Source organism: Escherichia sp. MOD1-EC7011, from assembly GCF_002965005.1.
GTDB classification, from domain to species: Bacteria; Pseudomonadota; Gammaproteobacteria; order Enterobacterales; family Enterobacteriaceae; genus Escherichia; species Escherichia ruysiae.
In genome coordinates, this window is sequence record NZ_PTRD01000003.1 from 43,746 (window position 1) to 66,974 (window position 23,229).

The 23,229-nt window shown below is 50.8% G+C and carries 22 protein-coding genes and 1 other RNA gene; 15 read left to right on the forward strand and 8 right to left on the reverse strand.

From position 1 onward, the window contains the following. Window positions 1-82: 82 nt before the first annotated feature. The 7 genes from epd (at window position 83) to A7098_RS01795 (ending at window position 7,332) form a co-directional block, all read left to right on the forward strand. Window positions 83-1,102: an erythrose-4-phosphate dehydrogenase gene (epd, locus tag A7098_RS01765; RefSeq protein WP_105280235.1), complete on the forward strand. Its 1,020-nt coding sequence runs from the start codon at window positions 83-85 to the stop codon at window positions 1,100-1,102. 49 nt (window positions 1,103-1,151) lie between these two features. Then, a complete protein-coding gene (gene pgk / locus A7098_RS01770; protein ID WP_000111269.1) occupies window positions 1,152-2,315 on the forward strand; it encodes a phosphoglycerate kinase in 1,164 nt (387 codons plus the stop codon). Between the two features lie 214 nt (window positions 2,316-2,529). Next, window positions 2,530-3,609, forward strand: coding sequence for a class II fructose-bisphosphate aldolase (fbaA, locus tag A7098_RS01775; protein WP_000034374.1), 1,080 nt, complete (start codon window positions 2,530-2,532; stop codon window positions 3,607-3,609). A gap of 191 nt (window positions 3,610-3,800) precedes the next feature. Next, complete coding sequence (mscS, locus tag A7098_RS01780; protein ID WP_000389806.1) at window positions 3,801-4,661, forward strand: small-conductance mechanosensitive channel MscS; 861 nt, start codon at window positions 3,801-3,803, stop codon at window positions 4,659-4,661. 137 nt (window positions 4,662-4,798) lie between these two features. After that, window positions 4,799-5,434 carry an arginine exporter ArgO gene (argO, locus tag A7098_RS01785; protein WP_000493354.1) on the forward strand — a complete coding sequence of 212 codons (636 nt, stop codon included), beginning with the start codon at window positions 4,799-4,801 and terminating at the stop codon, window positions 5,432-5,434. Window positions 5,435-5,526: 92 nt separating this feature from the next. Then, complete coding sequence (locus A7098_RS01790) at window positions 5,527-6,267, forward strand: oxidative stress defense protein (RefSeq protein ID WP_000669825.1); 741 nt, start codon at window positions 5,527-5,529, stop codon at window positions 6,265-6,267. Between the two features lie 168 nt (window positions 6,268-6,435). Next, on the forward strand, window positions 6,436-7,332 hold the full coding sequence (locus tag A7098_RS01795) for a LysR family transcriptional regulator (RefSeq protein ID WP_000350788.1): 897 nt from the start codon (window positions 6,436-6,438) through the stop codon (window positions 7,330-7,332). Here the strand turns inward: A7098_RS01795 and scpC are convergent. The 5 genes from scpC to argP all read right to left on the reverse strand — a co-directional run bounded on the left by scpC (window position 7,329) and on the right by argP (window position 13,856). Beyond that, the gene (scpC, locus tag A7098_RS01800; RefSeq protein ID WP_001056014.1) at window positions 7,329-8,807 is read right to left on the reverse strand and encodes a propionyl-CoA:succinate CoA transferase; all 1,479 of its coding nucleotides are present in this window, start codon (window positions 8,805-8,807) and stop codon (window positions 7,329-7,331) included. The two genes, A7098_RS01795 and scpC, sit on opposite strands and share 4 nt — an antisense overlap. Before the next feature lie 25 nt (window positions 8,808-8,832). Continuing rightward, window positions 8,833-9,618, reverse strand: coding sequence for a methylmalonyl-CoA decarboxylase (gene scpB / locus A7098_RS01805; RefSeq protein WP_000122066.1), 786 nt, complete (start codon window positions 9,616-9,618; stop codon window positions 8,833-8,835). A 10-nt stretch (window positions 9,619-9,628) separates the two neighbouring features. After that, a complete protein-coding gene (meaB, locus tag A7098_RS01810; RefSeq protein ID WP_105280236.1) occupies window positions 9,629-10,624 on the reverse strand; it encodes a methylmalonyl Co-A mutase-associated GTPase MeaB in 996 nt (331 codons plus the stop codon). Next, a complete protein-coding gene (gene scpA, locus A7098_RS01815; protein WP_105280237.1) occupies window positions 10,617-12,761 on the reverse strand; it encodes a methylmalonyl-CoA mutase in 2,145 nt (714 codons plus the stop codon). The genes meaB and scpA overlap by 8 nt, the downstream gene beginning before the upstream one ends. A gap of 201 nt (window positions 12,762-12,962) precedes the next feature. Then, window positions 12,963-13,856: a DNA-binding transcriptional regulator ArgP gene (argP, locus tag A7098_RS01820; protein WP_000828352.1), complete on the reverse strand. Its 894-nt coding sequence runs from the start codon at window positions 13,854-13,856 to the stop codon at window positions 12,963-12,965. A 438-nt stretch (window positions 13,857-14,294) separates the two neighbouring features. Between argP and rpiA the strand changes: the two genes are divergently transcribed. The 4 genes from rpiA to ibsC (A7098_RS01845) all read left to right on the forward strand — a co-directional run bounded on the left by rpiA (window position 14,295) and on the right by ibsC (A7098_RS01845) (window position 17,136). Then, on the forward strand, window positions 14,295-14,954 hold the full coding sequence (gene rpiA / locus A7098_RS01825) for a ribose-5-phosphate isomerase RpiA (protein ID WP_024191163.1): 660 nt from the start codon (window positions 14,295-14,297) through the stop codon (window positions 14,952-14,954). Window positions 14,955-15,211: 257 nt separating this feature from the next. Then, complete coding sequence (gene serA, locus A7098_RS01830) at window positions 15,212-16,444, forward strand: phosphoglycerate dehydrogenase (protein WP_001151617.1); 1,233 nt, start codon at window positions 15,212-15,214, stop codon at window positions 16,442-16,444. A 239-nt stretch (window positions 16,445-16,683) separates the two neighbouring features. After that, a complete protein-coding gene (gene ibsC, locus A7098_RS01835; protein ID WP_071525914.1) occupies window positions 16,684-16,743 on the forward strand; it encodes a type I toxin-antitoxin system toxin IbsC in 60 nt (19 codons plus the stop codon). A gap of 333 nt (window positions 16,744-17,076) precedes the next feature. Continuing rightward, window positions 17,077-17,136 (forward strand): type I toxin-antitoxin system toxin IbsC, encoded by a 60-nt coding sequence (gene ibsC, locus A7098_RS01845; RefSeq protein WP_071524576.1) that lies wholly within the window; start codon window positions 17,077-17,079, stop codon window positions 17,134-17,136. 99 nt (window positions 17,137-17,235) lie between these two features. Here the strand turns inward: ibsC (A7098_RS01845) and A7098_RS01850 are convergent, their stop codons facing one another. The 3 genes from A7098_RS01850 to zapA all read right to left on the reverse strand — a co-directional run bounded on the left by A7098_RS01850 (window position 17,236) and on the right by zapA (window position 18,413). Next, complete coding sequence (locus tag A7098_RS01850) at window positions 17,236-17,838, reverse strand: 5-formyltetrahydrofolate cyclo-ligase (protein ID WP_000192749.1); 603 nt, start codon at window positions 17,836-17,838, stop codon at window positions 17,236-17,238. 20 nt (window positions 17,839-17,858) lie between these two features. Further along, window positions 17,859-18,042, reverse strand: a non-coding RNA gene (gene ssrS / locus A7098_RS01855) — 6S RNA. Window positions 18,043-18,083: 41 nt separating this feature from the next. Then, on the reverse strand, window positions 18,084-18,413 hold the full coding sequence (zapA, locus tag A7098_RS01860) for a cell division protein ZapA (protein WP_001276008.1): 330 nt from the start codon (window positions 18,411-18,413) through the stop codon (window positions 18,084-18,086). Window positions 18,414-18,579: 166 nt separating this feature from the next. On the opposite strand from zapA, the gene ygfB reads away from it, so the two are divergent. Genes ygfB through ubiI form a run of 4 tightly spaced genes read left to right on the forward strand, consistent with a single transcriptional unit; the run spans window position 18,580 to window position 22,909 of the window. Beyond that, on the forward strand, window positions 18,580-19,158 hold the full coding sequence (gene ygfB, locus A7098_RS01870) for a UPF0149 family protein YgfB (protein WP_001295378.1): 579 nt from the start codon (window positions 18,580-18,582) through the stop codon (window positions 19,156-19,158). 25 nt (window positions 19,159-19,183) lie between these two features. After that, window positions 19,184-20,509, forward strand: coding sequence for a Xaa-Pro aminopeptidase (gene pepP / locus A7098_RS01875; protein WP_105280239.1), 1,326 nt, complete (start codon window positions 19,184-19,186; stop codon window positions 20,507-20,509). Next, complete coding sequence (ubiH, locus tag A7098_RS01880) at window positions 20,506-21,684, forward strand: 2-octaprenyl-6-methoxyphenyl hydroxylase (RefSeq protein ID WP_105280240.1); 1,179 nt, start codon at window positions 20,506-20,508, stop codon at window positions 21,682-21,684. Before pepP ends, ubiH begins: the two co-directional genes overlap by 4 nt. A gap of 22 nt (window positions 21,685-21,706) precedes the next feature. Next, a complete protein-coding gene (ubiI, locus tag A7098_RS01885) occupies window positions 21,707-22,909 on the forward strand; it encodes an FAD-dependent 2-octaprenylphenol hydroxylase (RefSeq protein ID WP_105280241.1) in 1,203 nt (400 codons plus the stop codon). The last annotated feature ends 320 nt before the right edge of the window (window positions 22,910-23,229 follow it).

A 23,229-nucleotide genomic window follows, 5' to 3' on the forward strand; every position in this document is an offset into this window, starting at 1 on the left:
GCGACAGGTAAGGTTTCCCCGGACGATTTGCTGGATTACTCTGTCTGGCAAATTTGCTCAGGGAAAACCTTGCAGGAGATCTATGACCGTACGCGTAGCGATAAATGGCTTCGGTCGCATCGGGCGTAATGTGGTTCGTGCTTTGTATGAATCCGGACGCCGGGCGGAAATTACCGTGGTGGCAATCAACGAACTGGCGGATGCTGCGGGCATGGCGCATTTGTTGAAATATGACACCAGCCATGGCCGTTTTGCATGGGAAGTACGACAGGAACGCGATCAACTTTTTGTTGGTGATGACGCCATCCGCGTATTGCATGAACGTTCACTGCAATCGCTCCCCTGGCGTGAACTTGGCGTTGATGTAGTCCTCGACTGCACCGGCGTATATGGCTCCCGCGAGCATGGCGAAGCGCATATTGCCGCCGGGGCCAAAAAAGTGCTCTTTTCACATCCTGGCAGTAACGATCTCGACGCGACCGTTGTTTACGGCGTCAATCAGGATCAACTTCGTGCGGAACACCGCATCGTTTCTAACGCTTCCTGTACCACGAATTGCATAATTCCCGTCATCAAATTGTTAGATGATGCGTACGGTATTGAGTCCGGCACTGTGACCACAATTCACTCCGCCATGCACGATCAACAGGTTATTGATGCATACCATCCTGACCTGCGTCGCACCCGGGCAGCCAGCCAGTCGATCATTCCGGTCGATACTAAACTGGCCGCCGGTATCACACGATTTTTTCCGCAATTTAACGATCGCTTTGAAGCGATTGCGGTACGTGTGCCAACCATAAATGTGACGGCAATCGATTTAAGCGTGACGGTGAAGAAACCTGTAAAAGCCAATGAAGTCAACCTGTTGCTGCAAAAATCAGCACAAGGTGCATTTCATGGTATAGTTGACTATACGGAATTGCCGTTGGTCTCTGTAGATTTTAACCACGATCCGCACAGTGCCATTGTCGATGGCACCCAAACCCGGGTCAGTGGCGCACACCTGATCAAAACGTTGGTCTGGTGCGATAACGAATGGGGCTTTGCTAACCGAATGCTCGACACGACGTTAGCTATGGCTACTGTTGCTTTCAGGTAAGACGCAAGCAGCGTCTGCAAAACTTTTAGAATCAACGAGAGGATTCACCATGTCTGTAATTAAGATGACCGATCTGGATCTTGCTGGGAAACGTGTATTTATCCGTGCGGATCTGAACGTACCAGTAAAAGACGGGAAAGTAACCAGCGACGCGCGTATCCGTGCTTCTCTGCCGACCATCGAACTGGCCCTGAAACAAGGCGCAAAAGTGATGGTAACTTCCCACCTGGGTCGTCCTACCGAAGGCGAGTACAACGAAGAATTCTCTCTGCTGCCGGTTGTTAACTACCTGAAAGACAAACTGTCTAACCCGGTTCGTCTGGTTAAAGATTACCTCGACGGCGTTGACGTTGCTGAAGGTGAACTGGTTGTTCTGGAAAACGTTCGCTTCAACAAAGGCGAGAAGAAAGACGACGAAACCCTGTCCAAAAAATACGCTGCACTGTGTGACGTGTTCGTAATGGACGCATTCGGTACTGCTCACCGCGCGCAGGCTTCTACTCACGGTATCGGTAAATTCGCTGACGTTGCGTGCGCAGGCCCGCTGCTGGCAGCTGAACTGGACGCGCTGGGTAAAGCACTGAAAGAACCTGCTCGCCCGATGGTGGCTATCGTTGGTGGTTCTAAAGTATCTACCAAACTGACCGTTCTGGACTCCCTGTCTAAAATCGCTGACCAGCTGATTGTTGGTGGTGGTATCGCTAACACCTTTATCGCGGCACAAGGCCACGATGTGGGTAAATCCCTGTACGAAGCTGACCTGGTTGACGAAGCTAAACGTCTGCTGACCACCTGCAACATCCCGGTTCCGTCTGATGTTCGCGTAGCAACCGAGTTCTCTGAAACTGCACCGGCTACCCTGAAATCTGTTAACGATGTGAAAGCTGACGAGCAGATCCTGGATATCGGTGATGCTTCCGCTCAGGAACTGGCTGAAATCCTGAAGAATGCGAAAACCATTCTGTGGAACGGTCCGGTTGGCGTGTTCGAATTCCCGAACTTCCGCAAAGGTACTGAAATCGTGGCTAACGCTATCGCAGACAGCGAAGCGTTCTCCATCGCTGGCGGCGGCGACACTCTGGCAGCAATCGACCTGTTCGGCATTGCTGACAAAATCTCCTACATCTCCACTGGCGGCGGCGCATTCCTCGAATTCGTGGAAGGTAAAGTACTGCCTGCAGTAGCGATGCTCGAAGAGCGCGCTAAGAAGTAAAAAATCACAGGGCAGGGAAACCTGCCCTTGTTTCAGCGCGCTTTTAGAGCACGCATTTTTTCATACTCTAAATAATTCGAGTTGCAGGAAGGCGACAAGAGAGTGAATCCCCAGGAGCTTACATAAGTAAGTGACTGGGGTGAGCGAACGCAGACGCAGCACATACAACTTGAAGTATGATGAGTATAAGGCCCGACGATACAGGACAAGAGACATGTCTAAGATTTTTGATTTCGTAAAACCTGGCGTAATCACTGGTGATGACGTACAGAAAGTTTTCCAGGTAGCAAAAGAAAACAACTTCGCACTGCCAGCAGTAAACTGCGTCGGTACTGACTCCATCAACGCCGTACTGGAAACCGCTGCTAAAGTTAAAGCGCCGGTTATCGTTCAGTTCTCCAACGGTGGTGCTTCCTTTATCGCTGGTAAAGGCGTGAAATCTGACGTTCCGCAGGGTGCTGCTATCCTGGGCGCGATCTCTGGTGCGCATCACGTTCACCAGATGGCTGAACATTATGGTGTTCCGGTTATCCTGCACACTGACCACTGCGCGAAGAAACTGCTGCCGTGGATCGACGGTCTGCTGGACGCGGGTGAAAAACACTTCGCTGCTACCGGCAAGCCGCTGTTCTCTTCTCACATGATCGACCTGTCTGAAGAATCTCTGCAAGAGAACATCGAAATCTGCTCTAAATACCTTGAGCGCATGTCCAAAATCGGCATGACTCTGGAAATCGAACTGGGTTGCACCGGTGGTGAAGAAGACGGCGTGGACAACAGCCACATGGACGCTTCTGCACTGTACACCCAGCCGGAAGACGTTGATTACGCATACACCGAGCTGAGCAAAATCAGCCCGCGTTTCACCATCGCAGCGTCCTTCGGTAACGTACACGGTGTTTACAAGCCGGGTAACGTGGTTCTGACTCCGACCATCCTGCGTGATTCTCAGGAATATGTTTCTAAGAAACACAACCTGCCGCACAACAGCCTGAACTTCGTATTCCACGGTGGTTCCGGTTCTACTGCTCAGGAAATCAAAGACTCCGTAAGCTACGGCGTAGTGAAAATGAACATCGATACCGATACCCAATGGGCAACCTGGGAAGGTGTTCTGAACTACTACAAAGAAAACGAAGCTTACCTGCAGGGTCAGCTGGGCAACCCGAAAGGCGAAGATCAGCCGAACAAGAAATACTACGATCCGCGCGTATGGCTGCGTGCCGGTCAGACTTCGATGATCGCTCGTCTGGAAAAAGCATTCAAGGAACTGAACGCGATCGACGTTCTGTAAGATATTCCTTTCTGCTTATCTCAAGACCCGCTCTGCGGGTCTTTTTTTTCGTCAAAAGCAAGGTGATGGACAGGAGAAATCTGTGATCTATTTGGCAAAATTATGCTTTATTGTTTACCCTTGTCAGACTGCCCGTCATAAGGCAGCGGAGTGTATTTCTCCATTTTGAGTCAGTTAAAAAGGAATATTGAATGGAAGATTTGAATGTTGTCGATAGCATACACGGTGCAGGTTCGTGGTTGGTGAACAACCAGGCGCTGTTGCTGAGTTATGCTGTAAACATCGTGGCGGCTCTCGCGATCATCATCATTGGTTTGATTATCGCGCGGATGATCTCCAACGCGGTGAATCGCCTGATGATCTCCCGTAACATAGATGCCACCGTTGCTGATTTTATCTCTGCATTAGCCCGATATGCGATTATTGCTTTTACGCTGATCGCAGCGTTAGGTCGTGTGGGGGTACAAACTGCATCGGTTATCGCCGTGCTGGGTGCCGCAGGTTTAGCTGTAGGTTTGGCGTTGCAGGGTTCTCTGTCTAACCTGGCCGCTGGTGTGTTGCTGGTACTGTTCCGTCCGTTCCGTGCCGGTGAATATGTCGACCTCGGCGGTGTTGCCGGTACAGTGCAGAGCGTGCAGATTTTCTCTACGACTATGCGCACTGCAGACGGTAAAATTATCGTTATTCCGAACGGTAAAATTATTGCCGGTAATATTATTAACTTCTCTCGCGAGCCTGCGCGCCGTAACGAATTTATCATTGGTGTGGCGTATGATTCCGATATCGATCAGGTGAAGCAGATCCTGACCGATATTATCCAGTCTGACGATCGCATTTTAAAAGATCGCGAAATGACCGTGCGTCTGAACGAGCTTGGCGCATCTTCGATTAATTTCGTGGTCCGCGTCTGGAGTAACAGCGGCGATCTGCAAAACGTTTACTGGGATGTGCTGGAGCGTATTAAACGCGAGTTTGATGCCGCTGGTATCAGCTTCCCGTATCCGCAAATGGATGTGAATTTTAAGCGGGTGAAAGAGGACAAAGCTGCATAATCAACGCTGAGGCCAGATAATTTATCTGGCCTCTCTCTTATTAGTTATTCTGATTGCCAATTAATAATATCAATTTCCACTAATAACATTCCCGCGCTATAGTCTCTGCATCAGATACTTAATTCGGAATATCCAACGTGTTTTCTTATTACTTTCAAGGTCTTGCGCTTGGGGCGGCTATGATCCTGCCGCTCGGTCCACAAAATGCTTTTGTGATGAATCAGGGTATTCGCCGCCAGTACCACATTATGATTGCCTTACTTTGTGCAATCAGCGATTTGGTTCTGATTTGCGCCGGGATTTTTGGCGGTAGCGCGTTACTGATGCAGTCACCGTGGTTGCTGGCGCTGGTCACCTGGGGCGGCGTTGCCTTCTTGCTGTGGTATGGTTTTGGCGCTTTTAAAACGGCGATGAGCAGTAATATTGAGCTGGTTAGTGCTGAAGTCATGAAACAGGGACGCTGGAAAATTATTGCCACCATGCTGGCAGTGACCTGGCTGAATCCCCATGTTTATCTGGATACCTTTGTGGTATTGGGGAGCCTCGGCGGGCAGCTCGATGTTGAACCAAAACGCTGGTTTGCGCTTGGGACGATTAGCGCCTCTTTCTTGTGGTTCTTTGGTCTGGCTCTTCTCGCTGCCTGGTTGGCACCGCGTCTGCGTACCGCCAAAGCGCAGCGTATTATTAATATTATTGTTGGTGGCGTAATGTGGTTTATCGCCCTACAGCTGGCGAGAGATGGTATTGCCCATGCACAAGCCTTGTTCAGTTAGGCGCTATCTGATGGAAAATAAAAACAGAGACGCTAAGCTTGCCTACAGAGGTTTTGAATTTTGGGCAAGTAAATAAACACGGAGAGACTAACGTGAAGTTCAAAGTTATCGCCCTGGCGGCATTGATGGGTTTCAGCGGGATGGCAGTACAGGCCAATGAACTACCGGATGGTCCGCACATTGTCACTTCAGGAACGGCAAGCGTAGATGCGGTGCCAGACATTGCCACTCTTGCTATTGAAGTTAATGTGGCCGCGAAGGATGCTGCTACCGCCAAAAAACAAGCGGATGAGCGCGTGGCGCAATATATCTCTTTCCTTGAACTCAATCAGATCGCGAAAAAAGATATCAGTTCTGCGAATTTACGTACCCAGCCAGATTACGATTACCAGGATGGCAAAAGTATTCTGAAAGGCTACCGGGCAGTGAGAACGGTAGAGGTAACAGTTCGTCAGTTAGACAAGCTGAATTCTTTGCTGGATGGCGCGCTGAAGGCTGGTCTCAATGAAATTCGTTCTGTTTCGCTGGGAGTAGCGCAACCGGATGCCTATAAAGATAAAGCGCGTAAGGCCGCGATTGATAACGCGATTCATCAGGCGCAGGAGCTGGCGAATGGCTTTAATCGCAAACTGGGACCGGTGTATAGCGTGCGCTACCATGTTTCCAACTATCAGCCCAGCCCGATGGTTCGAATGATGAAAGCTGATGCCGCGCCGGTTTCTACTCAGGAAACTTACGAGCAGGCCGCTATTCAGTTTGATGACCAGGTGGATGTGGTCTTCCAGTTAGAACCCGTTGATCAGCAACCGGCAAAAACACCTACCGCACAATAATACATTTAGCCCGACTCATTTGTCGGGCTAATGTCTTCACCTTATATCGTCTCCTTTTTCTGTAATTTTCTGTAAAACCATGATGCAATTACCTATCTTTGCTCGCGATATCATCAAAGATTGAATAACTGAAACGGTTAAGCGGACAGTGATGTTTGGGGAGAGGGTATGGATATTTTTATTTCAAAAAAGATGCGCAATTTTATTTTATTAGCGCAAACCAATAATATTGCCAGGGCAGCAGAAAAAATACATATGACGGCTTCACCGTTTGGCAAAAGTATTGCCGCGCTGGAGGAACAAATTGGTTATACGCTGTTTACCCGTAAAGATAACAACATTAGTCTCAATAAAGCCGGACAGGAACTTTATCAAAAACTATTTCCGGTTTACCAACGACTTTCTGCTATTGATAATGAAATTCATAATTCCGGGCGTCATTCTCATGAAATTGTCATTGGCATCGATAATACGTATCCGACGATTATTTTTGATCAGCTAATCAGTCTTGGTGATAAATATGAAGGGGTGACTGCCCAGCCGGTTGAGTTTAGCGAAAATGGGGTTATCGATAATCTCTTCTACCGCCAGTTTGATTTTATTATCTCTCCGCAGCATGTATCCGCCCGTGTTAAGGGGCTGGAAAATCTAACTATCAGCGAGCTGTCGCCGCTGCGACTGGGGTTTCTTGTTTCCCGCCGTTTTGAAGAACGTCAGGAGCAGGAGTTATTACAGGAGTTACCGTGGTTACAGATGCGCTTTCAGAACCGCGCTAACTATGAAGCGATGATTGATGCGAACATGCGCCCTTGTGGGATCAATCCAACAATCATTTATCGCCCCTACAGTTTTATGGCCAAAATCAGCGCCGTTGAGCGCGGACATTTTCTGACAGTCATTCCACATTTTGCCTGGCGACTGGTGAATCCGGCAACGCTGAAATATTTCGATGCACCGCATACGCCAATGTACATGCAGGAATACCTCTATTCACTGAAAAATCATCGCTATACCGCCACGATACTACAGCAAATTGCTGAAGATCGTGATGGTACGAGCAATTAACCCAACATTGAACCCGTTTCGATCAAGTTACGATGCAGATCGAAAACGTGGCTAAGATCGTGGTGAATATGCCCTCCTGGGGCATTTTCCAGATAGCGATGCAAATAGTCACGGTACATGGGATGGGCGCAGTTATCGATGATAGCGCGTGCGCGTTGAAGTGGAGAGAGGCCACGCAGGTCGGCGATCCCTTGTTCAGTGATGATCACTTTCACGCTGTGCTCGCTGTGATCAACATGACTACACATCGGCACGATGGTTGATATTTTTCCTTCTTTGGCGATCGACGGCGCCATAAAGATCGACAGATAAGCATTGCGTTCAAAATCACCGCTGCCGCCGATACCGTTCATTAAATTAACTCCGGCAACATGCGTTGAGTTGGCGTGCCCGTAAATATCAAACTCCAGGCCGACGTTCAGAGCGATAACACCAAGGCGGCGGATAATTTCCGGGTTATTGGAAATCTCCTGCGGACGTAACACAATCCGACAGGAGAAATAGTCCATATTGTCATAAATCTTGCGCAGTGAATCGGCGGAGATAGTCAGACTGGAGGCGCTGGCTCCGGTGATTTTTCCGGTTTCCAGAAGATGAACTACTGATTCCTGTAGCACTTCCGAATACATCATAAACGGTGGAATATCCGGGTTATCCCCGAGACGCGCCATTACCGCATTATTGATGTTGCCTACCCCACTTTGCAGTGGCAGAAATTCCGGCGGAATGCGCCCCTGTGCCATTTCACGTAATAAGAAGGTAACCACATTGTCGGCGATCTGTTGGCACATGGGATTTTGCTTATCCAGCAGCTTACCTGCATCAGGTAAGTTGGTTTCCACGACCGCAACAATCTTTTTCGGATCAATTTGCACATAACGAGTACCGACGCGATCCATCGCATGGAAGATCGAAACGCTATTGCGTCGCGGTGGTGCGCCAGGAATCACAATATCCGCCAGTTCCGCAACGCGCGGATCATGATAGTGATTGAGTTCAATGATTACTTTCTTGGCCCGCAGTAACCAGGTCGGAGCGTTACCGATCCCACTGGTTAACCAGACACGTCCATCCGGCTCGATGGCTGAGGCTTCAATTACCGCAACATCAATGTCGCCGAAGAAGCCGTAGTTAACCATTTGCGCGACTTCGCTCAAGTGTAGATCAACAAAACTGACTGCCCCCTGATTGATCTTTTGGCGTAACCCAGATGATGTTTGATACGGAGCGCGCCATGAAACGGCGTTAGCTTCAGAGAGCACGTCATCGGCGGCGGCGCTAATTGACGCGCCGGTTAGCAGGCGAATCTGGTACGGTTTTTTCGCCTCATGTTGTTCGTTGGCACGATGAGCAATAGCGACAGGTAGAGCTTTAGGTGAACCCGCAGGGGTAAAGCCGCTGAATGCTACCATATCATTGTGCTGGATAATTTCCGCCGCTTCATCGGCGGTCATCCTTGCCCAGATCATATTCATCTTTTACTCCTTCATTCGCTGAGCATTAATGACCGACGAAATTAGGTTTACGTTTTTCCAGGAAAGCATTCATACCTTCCTGATAATCCTCGCTGTCATAAACCGCTCGGCGCATCCCCTGAATACGTTCAAATTCGTCTGAATTCATCGTGTGCGCCTCGCCCAGCACGCGCAGTTCTTCCTTGATTACCGCGATCGCCAGCGGTGCTTTTTCGGAAATGTGGTGCGCCATTTGCAGGGTGAAATCTTCCAGCTCGCTGATGTCAACAACGTGGTTGAGAATGCCAACAGCCAGCGCACGTTGGGCGGTGACTGGCGAAGCGGTAAAAATCAGTTCTTTGACGATGTGGAAGCCCGCGTCGCGGGTCAGGTTGTGGATGCCCACCAGGTTATACGGTACGCCAAGGTTAACTGGGGTCATTGAGAAGGTCGACGTGCTGGCAGCGATGATCAGATCGGAACTCATGATCATTTCAAAAGCACCTCCCCAGACGCTACCTTCGACCATCGAAATGATCGGTTTGGGGCATTTTTGGATCATACGGGTAATTTGCCGTAGCGGATCATCGTAAGAGAGGGGATCGCGACCGCCTGATGGCAGTTCATGGATGTCGTGGCCTGCGGAGAAGACTTTGGAACCACTCGGAGCACGCAGAATGATACAACGAATTTCCGGTCGGTTGAGATCGCTTAGTGCCTGGATCAGGTCGTCAATAAAGACTTTACTCAATGCATTGAGTTTGCGGCCATAGTTAAACTCAATGACCGCAACTTTGTTGATGATAATGACATTAACATACTGATAAGACATAAAAATTCCTTTATTCAAAATATTGAGTCTGGATAAATTCACTGAGCTGCCGCAAGCCAGTGCGCGGCGAGAGAGTATTGTTTTTGACTGCTAATAGCGTCTGGCGGTAATAACGATCGAAATCTTCATTCGCGAACAGGTGGTGCAGCACTTCTTCTTCGGTTTGTTTACGCAGCCATTCCACCGATTGTTGTTGCCGCATTTGTTGCAAACGACCGCTGGCGGTAAGTGCGGTTTTGAAATCGATAATTGCGCGCCAAATCTCATCGATACCGCATTTTTCCAGCGCGCTACAGGTGAGAACCTGCGGCTGCCATTCGTCATATTTGCGACGCAGAATATGCAGAGCGCCCTCGTACATGTGGCGGGCAATGGCGACATTCGCGTGGTTATCGCCATCGTCTTTGTTAATGACAATCAGATCTGCCATCTCCATCAGTCCCTTTTTAATGCCCTGGAGATCATCACCACCACCGGCGATTTGTAGTGAGATAAAACAGTCCACCATGCGGGCGACTTCGGTTTCCGACTGCCCGACGCCGACGGTTTCAACGATCACCACGTCATAACCTGCCGCCTCGCATAACAGCATTAACTCCCGCGCCCGCTGGCTGGCGCCGCCCAGATGACCGGATGACGGAACCGGGCGAATAAATGCCGCATCGGCACGCGCCAGTTCGGTCATCCGAGTCTTATCGCCAAGAATGCTGCCACCGGTCACTGGGCTGCTGGGATCGACGGCAATCACCGCGACTTTCAGCCCCTGGCGAATCAGCAACATACCGAAGGCTTCAAGAAAGGTACTTTTCCCCGCGCCAGGTGTGCCGGTAACGCCCAGGCGCAGGGCATTACCACAAAACGGCATGATGGCGTCGAGCAACTGAGAGCTTAGTTCCAGATGACGTGGATGACGGCTTTCTACCAGCGTCATCGCCTGGGCGAGTGTGGCACGCTCACCCTGACGTAAGCGCCGAATGTTGTCTGCCAGCGTGGCTTCGTTAATCATGACGCTGGCTAATCCGATTCAGTACATCACGTACGCTGTCGAGCATGGGCGTACCCGGACCATAAATCGCCGCCACGCCGCGTTCTTGCAGGAAGGCATAATCCTGCGGTGGAATAACGCCGCCAGCGACTACGCAGATATCTTCGCGTCCCCATTTTTTGAGGGCTTCTACCAGTTCCGGGATCAGCGTTTTATGCCCGGCAGCGAGTGAGGACGCGCCCACCACATGAACGTCGTTTTCTACCGCCAGGCGGGAGATCTCTTCTGGTATCGAGAACATCGGACTTAAATCAACGTCAAATCCAAGATCGGAATAGGCGCTGGCAATGACTTTGGCCCCGCGATCGTGTCCATCCTGCCCCATTTTGGCGATCAGGATGCGCGGGCGACGGCCGTTATCCGCGAGGAACTGTTCCGTTTGCGCAACAATGGCATCAAATTCGCAAGCTGATTTTTCCGACTGATGATAGCTTTGCGCAATCACGCCGGTAACACACTGGCTCGGCACCAGATAACGGTCAAAAGCGGCTTCCAGCGCATCGGAGATTTCACCCAATGTCGCGCGAACGCGTGCCGCATTAATAGCAGCAGCCAGCAGGTTTCCGTTTTGCAGTGCCGCATTAGTCAGAGCATTCAGTGCGGCGGTTACGGCAGCATCATCGCGGGTGGCGCGAATGCGCTCCAGTGAAGCAATCTGCTCGTTACGTACCATCACGTTGTCTATCTCAAGGACATCGGTTTCGTCTTCGTGATCCAGCTTGTACTTGTTAACGCCAACAATCACGCGTTTGCCCTGATCGATCAGTGACTGCTCACGCGCAGACGCTTCTTCGATCATGCGTTTTGACAAACCCGCTTCGATCGCTTTCGCCATCCCCCCTGCTTCGTCGATCTGAGCGATGATGGATCGAGCCTGTTTGACGATCTGATCGGTCAACGACTCAACGTAATAAGATCCGGCCAGTGGATCGACGGTGCGGCAGATTTCTGACTCTTCCTGAATGATTATCTGAGTATTACGGGCTATACGTGCCGAGAAGTCGGTTGGCAGTCCAAGTGCCTCATCAAAAGCGTTGGTATGCAGTGATTGTGTACCGCCAAGTGTGGCGCCCAACGCTTCAATGGTGGTGCGTATAACGTTGTTATAGGGATCTTGCTCGGTGAGACTCCAGCCTGAGGTCTGACAGTGGGTGCGCAGTGCCAGTGATTTCGGATCTTTGGCTCCAAATCCACTTACCGCCTCACTCCAGAGATAACGTGCGGCACGCAGCATGGCGACGTTCATGAAAAGATCCATACCGATGCCAAAGAAGAACGACAGGCGCGGGGCAAAGTCGTCAATTTTCAGGCCAGCAGAAAGTGCAGCTTTGATGTACTCAATTCCATCAGCGAGAGTAAACGCCACCTGCTGCACGCAGTTGGCTCCCGCTTCGCCCATGTGGTAACCGCTAATACTGATGGTATTAAAGCGCGGCATATTGCCGGAACACCAGGCGATGATGTCAGCGATAATACGCATCGACGGTTTTGGCGGATAAATGTAAGTATTGCGGCAGAGGTACTCTTTCAGAATGTCGTTCTGGATGGTGCCTGTGAGTTTATCGGGTGTAACGCCTTGCTCTTCAGCGGCCACAATATAAAACGCCAGTACTGGCAGGACTGCCCCGTTCATAGTCATCGAAACCGACATTTGATCCAGCGGGATCTGGTCGAATAGCACCTTCATATCTTCAACGGTGTCGATAGCGACGCCTGCTTTACCGACGTCACCTGAAACGCGCGGATTGTCAGAGTCGTAACCACGGTGGGTGGCGAGGTCAAAAGCAACGGAAAGACCCTTTTGCCCGGCAGCGAGGTTACGGCGATAAAAGGCGTTAGATTCTTTTGCCGTGGAGAAACCGGCATACTGACGAATAGTCCACGGTTGAGCGGTATACATGGTGGCACGTGGACCACGAACGTAGGGCGGCAAGCCTGGAAGGGTGCCGGTTACTTCCAGATTGTCGAGATCGGCTTCGGTATACAGCGGCTTGATGGCTATCCCTTCCGCCGTTTGCCGTACCAGTGAGTCGACGTTTTTCTCCCGACGGCTCAATTCCTTGTTGGCAAGTTGTTGCCATTCCTGCACGTTAGACATTATTTGCTCCATAAAACGCAATCAAATTGGTGGGATGCGCTTACGGTGAGCTTTTTACACGGGGTTGTCGCCAGCAAAAAAAATGCATTGGGACGTCGTTTTTTGCCGCGTGAGATTTGTCTGTTTCGTGACGTTGTTCAAAGAAGATAAAAAGAAAAAAGGAAAATGCCTGATATGTGCTATCAGGCATTAAGTGATTGATTAATCCTGACGAAGTACTTTGTGACCATAGTCTAGTAAAGCATCAGTGACTTTACGCATCATGCGGCTTTCTGGGGCAAAGCGGTGCCAGTAGAGCATTCGCCGTTGAAACAGCCCTGGCGTAAGGTCGATCAGCTCGCCGCTCGCCAGTTCTTTCTCAATTTGCAGGTGTGGGATCATACAGCAGGTTGTTCCCTGGCGAGCGAGTTGAACGAAGGCTTCAGACGAGTTAACGATATGGCACGGTACGCTACCTGGCGGCAGATCGAAGTTTTGCTGCAAAAATGCCTGGTGCATATCGTCAAGATGGTCAAACGCCACCACCGGTGCCTTGAGCAGCGCGGAGCGGCTTACTCCGTTAGGGAAGTATTTCTCGGCAAATGGTCTGGAGCTGACGAACAGATAGTCAAGCGCGCCAAGTTTATCGACAAGACAACTGGGCAGCGCCTGATGTTGAATACTCACCGCGCCAACTACTTCACCGCGACGCAGGCGTTCCTGGGTGCGGGTTTCATCTTCCACCTGCAAGTTCAGACGAATAGGCGAATCAGCCAGCACCGGAGCCAGCGCCGGCAGCAGCCAGGTTGCCAGACTGTCTGCGTTGACCGCCAGTGAAAGCAGCAGCGGGGTTGAACCGGTTTGTTCATCCCCCAGCCACTCTTCTTCCAGCAATTCCACCTGGCGAAGCAGTGCCAGCAGTTTTTGCCCTTGTTCTGTAGGTCGCGGTGGGACAGTACGCACTAATAACGGCTGCCCGAACATATTTTCCAGCTGCTTAATGCGCTGTGAGACGGCTGATTGCGTAATGCACAATTTCTGTGCCGCGCGCTCAAATCCTCGTTCACGTATTACCGCATCCAGTGCCTGTAATGTTCTGTAGTCCGGGCGTTTCATTGCTTTAACCTGCTCCTCAAATTTTCTTATGCCGAACTATGACATAATTTTGCTTTGGGTACAGAGCATTTAACGTATACAAAAGCAGCCATAATGGAAATTTTGACTGACAACACCGTGTTTTTTAGTCTTTGTAGAGCGTAAAGGCAACGTTCTGTGGGCGAGATGCTAACAATAGATGTTATTTTTATTATTAATATTATCAATTGGTTGTATTGAAGTGCTTCACCTTTATCGGCGTAGTTTCAGATATGCAGAATGGGGGATAGAAGGGTAATCCTGATACCTCCTGATACCCAGATTTGCCGGGGTGAAAGAGGATGCCCGCCATTGCCTGTTATTTCATGGATGAGTTATCCGCACGACTTGCTGACGGGGTCTGAATCGCTTTTTTTGTATATAATGCGTCTGAAATTTCATACCACAGGCGAAACGATCATGACGCAGGATGAATTGAAAAAAGCAGTAGGATGGGCGGCACTTCAGTATGTTCAGCCCGGAACCATTGTTGGTGTTGGTACAGGTTCCACCGCCGCACACTTTATTGATGCACTCGGCACGATGAAAGGTCAGATTGAAGGGGCAGTTTCCAGCTCGGATGCATCCACTGAAAAACTAAAAAGCCTTGGCATTCATGTATTTGACCTCAATGAAGTTGACAGCCTCGGCATCTACGTTGACGGTGCAGATGAAATCAACGGCCATATGCAGATGATCAAAGGCGGCGGCGCGGCGCTGACGCGTGAAAAAATCATTGCTTCGGTTGCAGAGAAATTTATCTGCATCGCGGACGCCTCCAAGCAGGTCGATATTCTGGGCAAATTCCCGTTGCCGGTGGAAGTGATTCCGATGGCGCGTAGTGCAGTGGCTCGTCAACTGGTGAAACTTGGTGGCCGTCCGGAATATCGTCAGGGCGTGGTGACTGATAACGGCAACGTGATCCTCGACGTCCACGGTATGGAAATCCTTGATCCGGTGGCGATGGAAAATGCGATTAATGCGATTCCGGGTGTGGTTACTGTTGGTCTGTTTGCCAACCGTGGCGCGGACGTCGCGCTGATTGGCACGCCTGACGGCGTTAAAACCATTGTGAAATGATCTGACGGGGGAGTTCGTCCCCCGTTAAAAATTTTTTGCATTGTTAAATTTGGTGACATCTATCACGTTTTTAACTCACTTTTGTCTAACACGCTAAAGAAAGTCTCATCTTCAGCATTTTCTTCTGTTAATCAACCTCTCGTGATATTTCCTCAACATCGCGACGCAAACGTTCATATTGCCGCAATATTATTTTTTGATATGTTGAAAGGCGGATGCAAATCCACACACAACATTTCAAAGACAGGATTGGGTAAATGGCAAAGGTATCGCTGGAGAAAGACAAGATTAAGTTTCTGCTGGTAGAAGGCGTGCACCAAAAGGCGCTGGAAAGTCTTCGCGCGGCAGGTTACACCAACATCGAATTTCATAAAGGCGCGCTGGATGATGAACAATTAAAAGAATCCATCCGCGATGCCCACTTCATCGGCCTGCGATCCCGAACCCATCTGACCGAAGAAGTGATCAATGCTGCAGAAAAGCTGGTCGCTATTGGCTGTTTTTGCATAGGCACAAACCAGGTTGATTTAAATGCTGCGGCAAAACGCGGGATTCCGGTATTTAACGCACCGTTTTCGAATACGCGTTCTGTCGCTGAGCTGGTGATTGGTGAACTTCTGCTGCTATTGCGCGGAGTGCCGGAAGCCAACGCCAAAGCGCACCGTGGCGTGTGGAACAAACTGGCGGCGGGGTCTTTTGAAGCGCGCGGCAAAAAGCTGGGTATCATTGGTTATGGTCATATCGGTACGCAGCTTGGCATTCTGGCTGAGTCGCTGGGGATGTATGTTTACTTCTATGATATTGAAAACAAACTGCCGCTGGGTAACGCGACGCAGGTGCAACATCTTTCCGACTTGCTGAATATGAGCGACGTGGTGAGCCTGCATGTGCCTGAAAATCCGTCTACCAAAAACATGATGGGCGCGAAAGAGATCTCACTGATGAAGCCCGGCTCGCTGCTGATTAACGCTTCGCGCGGTACTGTGGTCGATATTCCGGCGCTGTGTGACGCACTGGCGAGCAAACATCTGGCTGGCGCGGCAATCGATGTATTCCCAACAGAACCAGCGACCAACAGCGATCCGTTTACTTCTCCGCTGTGCGAATTCGACAACGTCCTGCTGACGCCGCACATTGGCGGTTCGACTCAGGAAGCGCAGGAGAATATCGGCCTGGAAGTTGCGGGTAAATTGATCAAGTACTCTGACAATGGCTCCACGCTCTCTGCGGTAAACTTCCCGGAAGTCTCGCTGCCGCTGCACGGTGGCCGCCGTCTGATGCACATCCACGAAAACCGTCCGGGCGTGCTGACTGCGCTGAACAAAATCTTTGCCGAGCAGGGCGTTAACATCGCCGCGCAGTATCTGCAAACGTCTGCTCAGATGGGCTACGTAGTTATTGATATTGAAGCAGATGAAGACGTTGCTGAAAAAGCATTACAGGCAATGAAAGCGATTCCGGGCACCATTCGCGCCCGTCTGCTGTACTGATTTCCCTTCTCTGACAAACAACGGGCAGGTCGCTGACTTGCCCGTTTTTTTATCCCTTTTCCCGCGCTTATCACTGCATTTGCAGTGTGCTGCAATCGCCTTTGCGAGTCTGCTCGAAGAAATAAATCAAAGCCAGATCAATGCGTTGCCTTTATTCGAAGAGGATTTACGATGGCGGGACAGCACAGGGCTGTAACGGTAAAGCCCTCACCGAAGCGAGGGCTTGAAGGAGAAGGGTTATGATGCGACTTGTCATCATACTGATTGTACTGTTACTCATAAGTTTCCCAGCTTATTAACAGTCAGTCTCAGGGGAGGAGCAATCCTCCCTTACCCTTACTCACTAAATTAGGTTAAAGAATCAACGATGTCAATCAGGGCGATGCGGGGTGCATCGCCCTGAACCGATCTTTTGGATAGCCACTTCATCGCCCGCGTTAACTGCCGTAATTAATCCCTTATCCCTGCAATGTATGTCTGCCTTACATAACGTTTTACGAGTGCGCTCGAAGAAAAGATTTAAAGGTAGATCAATGCGTTGTGGTTATTTAAAGAGAGTTTACGATGGCAGGGCAGCATGGGGCTGTAACGGTAAAGCCCTCACCGAAGCGAGGGCTTAAAGGAGAAGGGTTATGATGCGACTTGTCATCATACTGATTGTACTGTTACTGATAAGTTTCGGAGCTTATTAACAGTCAGTCACAGGGAGGAGTAATCCTCCCTTACCCTTACTCACTAAATTAGGTCAAAGAATCAACGATGTCAATCAGGGCGATGCAGGTGTATCGCCCTCACCACTCCCAGACTTTCGACGGTGTAACCACCGCAGGCAGTGGGATATCCCACTCTTCAACCGGCAGTTTTTCTACTAACTGGCAATCATGCGCATAACCTACCGGCTGCATTTTGTAGTGCTGCCAGTTTTGCAATGTCCGATCATAAAAACCGCCGCCCATTCCCAGGCGTTGACCGTACTCATCAAAGGCTACTAGCGGCGTGACCAGCACATCTAACCGGGAAAGGGGAAGCACATCGCGCACATCCAGTTTCGGCTCGTGGATCTTCAATCTGTTCATCACCAATTCGCTTTGCGGATGGTAATTCAGGAACAGTAAGTTACCAGCACTAAAAGGGTGTAAAACTGGAAGATACACGCGCTTACCGGCACGCCAGAGTTGTTCTATGAGCGGTTGGGTGTCGAGCTCGCCATCAAAAGAGAGGAATACAGCGACCGTATGCGCCATCACCACCGGGGGATAAGTCATCATCCGGGTAGCAGCTTGTTGACCCATTTCTTGCTGTTGTTCCGGCGTTAACGCACGACGACGTTGCCGAATCATTTTGCGGATTTCTTGTCGGGATAATGTCAGTGGGAGTTCTGGTAGTTGCGTCATGGCTGGTGCCAGGTAAGAAGGGAATCTCCGAGATGCCGCCGCAGGCTGTAACCCTTGAACCCTTGGTTCAAGGTGAATGTGTCGTCGCAGTTTTAAGGCTTCTCGGACGAACCGAGCATGCTCACCAACCACGGAGCGCCACATTCTTGTGGTATGAAATATCGGCTCAGGGGACTGGCCCGCTTGCGAACATCTCAGAGAAATTTTGTCTTCACGGTTACTCTACCACAGTAAACCGAAAAGTGTCATTCAAAGTTTTGGTTCGTTTTTTCGGTGATGCGACCTTGTTCAAGTAACGCTTGTTCTATGGTCTGTTGCAGCATCCGAATACGCTGTTCCATACTTGCCGCGTAGTCACGAGTCTTCGCTTTTTCTTGCGCTAACTCATAGCTGATATTCAATGCAGCAATGAAGACCAACTGTTCAGTATTTGTGACTCTAGTGCGTTCTTTCAGATCTTGCAACCGCTGATTCAGATCGTCTGCGGCCTGATTCAACGCATCCCTTTGGTCAGGCGGGCAGTTCACACGCAGTGAACGGCCAAAAATTTGGATATCGACGGGTTGTGCAGACATGCCACCTTCCTGCTGATTGACTGCGCTTCCTTCGTCTTCAGACTCATGGTCTGCGAAGGGGCGAACTATAGCTACCCTGATGAGAAGAGACAAGCCCTTTTCTGGTTCACCAGGGTCCAAAGTGGTAGCATATCATGAATCTTCCTCCCTTTGATGACGAATGCTTATGTCTATACAGAACGAAATGCCTGGTTACAACGAAATGAACCAGTATCTGAACCAACAAGGGACGGGTCTGACCCCTGCTGAGATGCACGGTTTAATCAGCGGGATGATTTGCGGTGGCAATGATGACAGTTCATGGTTGCCGCTGCTTCACGACCTGACGAACGAAGGCATGGCTTTCGGTCATGAGCTGGCACAGGCATTGCGCAAAATGCACTCAGCCACCAGCGATGCCCTGCAGGATGACGGCTTCCTTTTTCAGCTTTATCTGCCTGATGGCGATGATGTCAGCGTTTTCGATCGCGCTGATGCGCTGGCAGGCTGGGTAAATCACTTCCTGCTTGGTCTTGGCGTGACTCAGCCGAAGCTGGATAAAGTGACTGGCGAAACCGGTGAAGCCATCGACGATCTGCGTAACATCGCGCAACTGGGATATGACGAAGACGAAGATCAGGAAGAGCTGGAAATGTCGCTTGAAGAGATCATCGAGTACGTCCGTGTTGCCGCGCTGTTATGCCACGACACCTTTACTCATCCGCAACCGACTGCGCCAGAAGTACAAAAACCGACTCTACACTAAAAACAAAAAACGTAAGGAGAGTGTTATGAGTGATATATCCCCGCAAGAATTTCAGCGTCGCCGTCAGGCTCTGGTGGAGCAAATGCAACCCGGCAGCGCCGCGCTGATTTTTGCCGCCCCGGAAGTGACCCGTAGCGCCGACAGCGAATATCCGTATCGTCAAAACAGTGACTTCTGGTACTTCACCGGCTTTAACGAACCGGAAGCGGTGCTGGTGCTGATTAAAAGCGATGACACTCATAACCACAGCGTTCTGTTTAACCGTGTGCGCGATCTGACGGCGGAGATCTGGTTTGGTCGTCGCTTAGGTCAGGATGCCGCGCCAGAGAAACTGGGCGTTGACCGTGCACTGGCGTTCAGCGAAATCAATCAGCAACTTTATCAACTGCTTAATGGCCTGGATGTGGTTTATCACGCTCAGGGCGAATATACCTATGCTGATGAAATCGTGAACAGCGCGCTGGAAAAACTGCGTAAAGGCTCACGGCAAAATCTCACCGCTCCGGCAACGATGATCGACTGGCGTCCTGTTGTTCATGAAATGCGCCTGTTCAAATCGCCGGAAGAGATTGCCGTACTTCGCCGCGCGGGTGAAATCACCGCACTGGCGCATACACGGGCGATGGAAAAATGCCGTCCGGGAATGTTCGAGTACCATCTGGAAGGCGAAATTCACCACGAATTTAACCGCCACGGCGCGCGCTATCCTTCCTATAACACCATTGTCGGCAGCGGTGAAAACGGCTGCATTCTGCACTACACCGAAAACGAGTGTGAACTGCGTGACGGTGATCTGGTGTTGATTGACGCGGGCTGTGAATATAAAGGTTACGCTGGCGATATTACCCGCACCTTCCCGGTCAACGGCAAATTCACCCAGGCTCAGCGTGAAATCTACGACATTGTGCTGGAGTCTCTCGAAACCAGCCTGCGTCTGTATCGTCCGGGAACCTCCATTCAGGAAGTCACCGGTGAAGTTGTGCGCATTATGATTAACGGCCTGGTAAAACTCGGTATCCTGAAAGGTGATGTCGATGAACTGATCGCTCAAAACGCCCACCGTCCTTTCTTTATGCATGGCCTTAGCCATTGGTTAGGGCTGGATGTCCATGACGTAGGTGTTTATGGTCAGGATCGTTCGCGCATTCTTGAACCGGGCATGGTACTGACCGTAGAGCCAGGGCTGTATATCGCGCCGGATGCGGATGTGCCAGAACAATATCGCGGTATCGGCATTCGTATTGAAGACGACATTGTGATTACCGAAACTGGCAACGAAAACCTCACCGCCAGCGTGGTGAAAAAGCCGGAAGAAATCGAAGCGTTGATGGCAGCTGCGAGAAAGCAATGAGCGTAATCATCGTCGGTGGCGGCATGGCGGGCGCGACGCTGGCGCTGGCTATTTCCCGGTTAAGTCACGGGGCGCTGCCGGTACATTTGATTGAAGCGACTGCGCCAGAGTCACATGCCCATCCGGGCTTTGATGGCCGGGCTATTGCGCTGGCGGCGGGCACCTGCCAGCAACTGGCACGTATCGGCGTCTGGCAATCTCTGGCTGATTGCGCAACCGCCATCACTACCGTGCATGTCAGCGATCGCGGTCATGCCGGATTCGTCACCCTCGCCGCAGAAGATTATCAACTGGCGGCGCTGGGGCAGGTTGTCGAGTTGCACAATGTCGGACAACGACTGTTTGCGCTGTTGCGCAAAGCGCCTGGCGTAACGCTGCACTGTCCGGATCGCGTTGCTAACGTTGCTCGTACTCAGAGTAACGTTGAGGTGAAACTGGAGAGTGGTGAGACGCTGACGGGGCGTGTGCTGGTAGCCGCTGACGGCACCCATTCAGCGTTAGCCACCGCGTGCGGCGTTGACTGGCAGCAGGAGCCTTACGAGCAACTGGCGGTGATTGCCAACGTTGTGACCTCCGTTGCGCACGAAGGGCGCGCTTTTGAACGCTTCACGAAACATGGCCCGTTGGCGATGTTGCCGATGTCTGACGGACGCTGTTCGCTGGTCTGGTGTCATCCACTGGAACGGCGCGAAGAGGTACTGGCGTGGAGTGATGATGAGCTCTGCCGTGAACTCCAGGCTGCGTTTGGCTGGCGACTGGGGCAAATTACTCATGCCGGAAAACGCAGTGCTTATCCGCTGGCGTTAACCCGCGCCGCTAAACCTATTACCCACCGCGCCGTGCTGGTGGGCAATGCGGCGCAAACCCTGCACCCGATTGCCGGGCAAGGATTTAATCTCGGTATGCGTGATGTGATGAGCCTTGCTGAAACTCTGACTCAGGCGCAGGAACGCGGAGAGGATATCGGTGATTACGGCATTTTGTGCCGTTACCAGCAGCGTCGGCAGAGCGATCGCGAAGCGACTATTGGTGTAACAGACAGCCTTGTTCATCTTTTTGCCAACCGCTGGGCGCCGCTGGTTGTTGGGCGCAACATCGGGCTGATGGCAATGGAATTATTCACCCCGGCACGCGATGTGCTGGCGCAGCGCACTCTCGGTTGGGTGGCGCGTTGAAGGCGGTTTTAAGGAATAAACAATGCAAAGTGTTGATGTAGCCATTGTTGGCGGCGGCATGGTGGGGCTGGCGGTTGCCTGCGGCTTACAGGGCAGCGGCTTACGTGTTGCCGTACTGGAGCAGCGCGTACCTGAACCTCTGGCGGCGGATGCACCACCACAATTGCGCGTTTCGGCTATCAATGCCGCCAGCGAAAAATTACTTACCCGTCTTGGCGTCTGGCAGGACATTATGTCCCGTAGAGCCAGTTGCTATCACGGCATGGAAGTGTGGGACAAAGACAGCTTTGGTCACATCTCGTTTGACGATCAGAGCATGGGCTATAGCCATCTTGGGCATATTGTTGAAAATTCAGTTATTCACTATGCGCTGTGGAACAAAGTGCAGCAGTCGTCAGATATCACCCTGCTAGCTCCTGCAGAATTACAGCAGGTCGCCTGGGGAGAGAACGAAACCTTCCTGACGCTGAAAGACGGCAGTATGTTAACGGCGCGTCTGGTGATTGGCGCAGACGGGGCAAACTCCTGGTTGCGCAACAAAGCCGATATTCCGCTGACTTTCTGGGATTATCAGCATCACGCGCTGGTGGCGACCATTCGCACTGAAGAACCGCATGACGCAGTAGCGCGGCAGGTTTTCCATGGCGAAGGCATTCTGGCCTTTTTACCGCTTAGCGATCCGCATCTTTGTTCGATTGTCTGGTCACTGTCGCCAGAGGAAGCGCAGCGGATGCAGCAGGCAGGCGAAGACGAATTTAATCGCGCGTTAAATATCGCTTTTGATAATCGCCTGGGCTTATGCAAGGTTGAGAGCGAGCGTCAGGTGTTTCCGCTGACGGGGCGTTATGCGCGCCAGTTTGCCGCGCACCGTCTGGCGCTGGTGGGCGACGCTGCGCATACCATTCATCCGCTGGCGGGGCAGGGCGTTAATCTCGGCTTTATGGATGCTGCAGAGCTGATTGCTGAACTGAAACGGTTGCATCGTCAGGGGAAAGACATCGGGCAGTACATTTATCTGCGTCGCTATGAGCGTAGCCGCAAGCACAGTGCGGCGCTGATGCTGGCTGGTATGCAAGGCTTTCGCGATCTGTTTTCCGGGGGCAATCCGGCGAAAAAACTGCTGCGTGATATTGGCCTGAAACTGGCCGATACGCTTCCTGGCGTTAAATCACAACTGATCCGTCAGGCTATGGGATTAAATGATTTGCCTGAATGGCTGCGTTAAAAAATTTCTCCTCAACTGTTTATTTGATACCCATCACACTTTCTTCTCCCGGTTTTTTCGCCGGGAGATTTTGCTCATTTGAAATAAACTAATTTCACCATCAATTTCGCATTATATTTTCTAATGTTACGATTTTTTTATTGAGTGATTTTTGGCATATTTTCAGTTCTTAATATTGGTTTATCCAAATCACATTCCTGAAAGCATCATATTTGTATAAAAATAAAATAAATTTTTGGTTTTTTATTCTGTTGAGATCTTTGTGTTTTTTAACCATAAGCTAATGTGATGATCAATTTTACCTTATGGTTAACCGTCTG

Excerpts from the sequence above, each read along its gene's own strand:
- pepP (WP_105280239.1), top strand. The coding sequence starts at position 19,184 with ATGAGTGATATATCCCCGCAAGAATTTCAGCGTCGCCGTCAGGCTCTG.
- A7098_RS01850 (WP_000192749.1), bottom strand. The coding sequence starts at position 17,838 with ATGACGCAACTACCAGAACTCCCACTGACATTATCCCGACAAGAAATC.
- epd (WP_105280235.1), top strand. The coding sequence starts at position 83 with ATGACCGTACGCGTAGCGATAAATGGCTTCGGTCGCATCGGGCGTAAT.
- A7098_RS01795 (WP_000350788.1), top strand. The coding sequence starts at position 6,436 with ATGGATATTTTTATTTCAAAAAAGATGCGCAATTTTATTTTATTAGCG.
- scpB (WP_000122066.1), bottom strand. The coding sequence starts at position 9,618 with ATGTCTTATCAGTATGTTAATGTCATTATCATCAACAAAGTTGCGGTC.
- rpiA (WP_024191163.1), top strand. The coding sequence starts at position 14,295 with ATGACGCAGGATGAATTGAAAAAAGCAGTAGGATGGGCGGCACTTCAG.
- zapA (WP_001276008.1), bottom strand. The coding sequence starts at position 18,413 with ATGTCTGCACAACCCGTCGATATCCAAATTTTTGGCCGTTCACTGCGT.
- meaB (WP_105280236.1), bottom strand. The coding sequence starts at position 10,624 with ATGATTAACGAAGCCACGCTGGCAGACAACATTCGGCGCTTACGTCAG.
- argP (WP_000828352.1), bottom strand. The coding sequence starts at position 13,856 with ATGAAACGCCCGGACTACAGAACATTACAGGCACTGGATGCGGTAATA.
- mscS (WP_000389806.1), top strand. The coding sequence starts at position 3,801 with ATGGAAGATTTGAATGTTGTCGATAGCATACACGGTGCAGGTTCGTGG.
- scpC (WP_001056014.1), bottom strand. The coding sequence starts at position 8,807 with ATGAATATGATCTGGGCAAGGATGACCGCCGATGAAGCGGCGGAAATT.
- ubiI (WP_105280241.1), top strand. The coding sequence starts at position 21,707 with ATGCAAAGTGTTGATGTAGCCATTGTTGGCGGCGGCATGGTGGGGCTG.
- ubiH (WP_105280240.1), top strand. The coding sequence starts at position 20,506 with ATGAGCGTAATCATCGTCGGTGGCGGCATGGCGGGCGCGACGCTGGCG.
- scpA (WP_105280237.1), bottom strand. The coding sequence starts at position 12,761 with ATGTCTAACGTGCAGGAATGGCAACAACTTGCCAACAAGGAATTGAGC.
- fbaA (WP_000034374.1), top strand. The coding sequence starts at position 2,530 with ATGTCTAAGATTTTTGATTTCGTAAAACCTGGCGTAATCACTGGTGAT.
- serA (WP_001151617.1), top strand. The coding sequence starts at position 15,212 with ATGGCAAAGGTATCGCTGGAGAAAGACAAGATTAAGTTTCTGCTGGTA.
- ygfB (WP_001295378.1), top strand. The coding sequence starts at position 18,580 with ATGTCTATACAGAACGAAATGCCTGGTTACAACGAAATGAACCAGTAT.
- pgk (WP_000111269.1), top strand. The coding sequence starts at position 1,152 with ATGTCTGTAATTAAGATGACCGATCTGGATCTTGCTGGGAAACGTGTA.